The sequence below is a fragment of the Pseudonocardia pini genome, assembly GCF_013870575.1.
In the GTDB taxonomy this organism is placed as follows: Bacteria; Actinomycetota; Actinomycetes; order Mycobacteriales; family Pseudonocardiaceae; genus Pseudonocardia; species Pseudonocardia pini.
In genome coordinates this window covers 1-1,080 of sequence record NZ_JACBXB010001208.1, presented here as the reverse complement: position 1 = coordinate 1,080, position 1,080 = coordinate 1, and the positions used below count along the sequence as shown (strand labels likewise).

2 protein-coding genes and 1 pseudogene are annotated in these 1,080 nt (G+C 76.4%); 2 read left to right on the top strand and 1 reads right to left on the bottom strand.

Annotated features, from left to right (window positions below; all coding sequences use genetic code 11):
- A pseudogene (locus H5J29_RS33895) lies at positions 1 to 708 on the bottom strand (helicase-associated domain-containing protein); the annotation flags it as partial.
- An 83-nt stretch (positions 709 to 791) separates the two neighbouring features.
- On the opposite strand from H5J29_RS33895, the gene H5J29_RS33890 reads away from it, so the two are divergent.
- Both H5J29_RS33890 and H5J29_RS33885 read left to right on the top strand, forming a co-directional pair.
- Positions 792 to 971, top strand: coding sequence for a hypothetical protein (locus tag H5J29_RS33890; RefSeq protein WP_181784935.1), 180 nt, complete (start codon positions 792 to 794; stop codon positions 969 to 971).
- The coding region (locus tag H5J29_RS33885; RefSeq protein ID WP_181784934.1) for an NTP transferase domain-containing protein at positions 968 to 1,080 on the top strand (113 nt) is incomplete at its 3' end. The genes H5J29_RS33890 and H5J29_RS33885, both read left to right, overlap by 4 nt.

The following is a 1,080-nucleotide window of genomic DNA, read 5'->3' as shown; positions in this document are numbered from 1 at the left end:
GCCGTCGACCTGGCTGGCGGGCCACTCCTTGGTCGCGGGGACCGGCGGGACCGCCGAGATCGGGCCCATGGGCCGGTCCCCGCGCAACGCGATCCCCACCTGCTGCGGCAGCTCGACGGTCTCGCCGTCCACCCGGATCAGCAGCCCCTTGGCCAACAGCCGCCCGACGGGGCTGCCGGGGTCCGTGGCGGACCGGCTGCGGCCGATCGGCTGCCCGGCGACCAGCGCGGCGAGGACCCGGCCCTCCTCCTCGGGGAGGTCCGCGAGCGTTCCGGACAGCTCGCTCGACGCGGCGGGCCCGCCCGCGCACCTGCCCAGGTTGCCGGGATAGGAGGGCACGACGTCCCGCGCGGCGGGCACCAACCTGAGCTCCGCGTCGTCGCCCCAGAGCAGTGCGCGGGCCCGCAGGACCCCCAGGGCGGCGTCCAGGGCCGCGGCGGGGACGTCCGGACCCAGCAGGGCCGCGACCTCCCCCCGCTCGACGACGGCGTGGTCGGCGTCCGCGACCACCAGCGCCTCGAGCACGGCGAGGGTCACGGTGTCCAGCTCGTCGCACGCCCGGTGGACCGACGCCCGGACCCCGGCCCGGGTGGCCAGCACGGTGAGGTCGGCGGGTGGCGGCACGGCGAGGTCGGGCCGCAGCCGCAGCAGCCCGGCGAGCGTCTCGTCGTCCTGGGCACGCAGCCAGTCGACCAGCGGGAGCGTCATCGCCTGCCACGGTAGTCGCCCGCGCGCCGGGGCGATCAGGGATACTGGGCGCCGACGCCGTCGGAACACTGTGGAGGACTGCCGTGGCGAAGCCGCTCAAGGCCGGACGCATCGACCCCGCGTGGCCGGACCTGCCGGATGGCGAGCACCCGCTGACCGAGCTCCTCGGCACGGTGCAGGGCAACATGTCGCCCTTCGGGGACGTCGAGTTCCCGCTCGACTCGGTGCCCTACGAGCACCCGGTCACCGAGATCAACAAGTGACCGGTGGCCTTCTGCTCGCCGCCGGCGCAGGGCGCCGGATGGGCGGGCCGAAGGCCCTGGTGGAGCTGGGCGGCGAGCCGCTCGTGGTGCGGGCCCTGCGGGTGCTCGC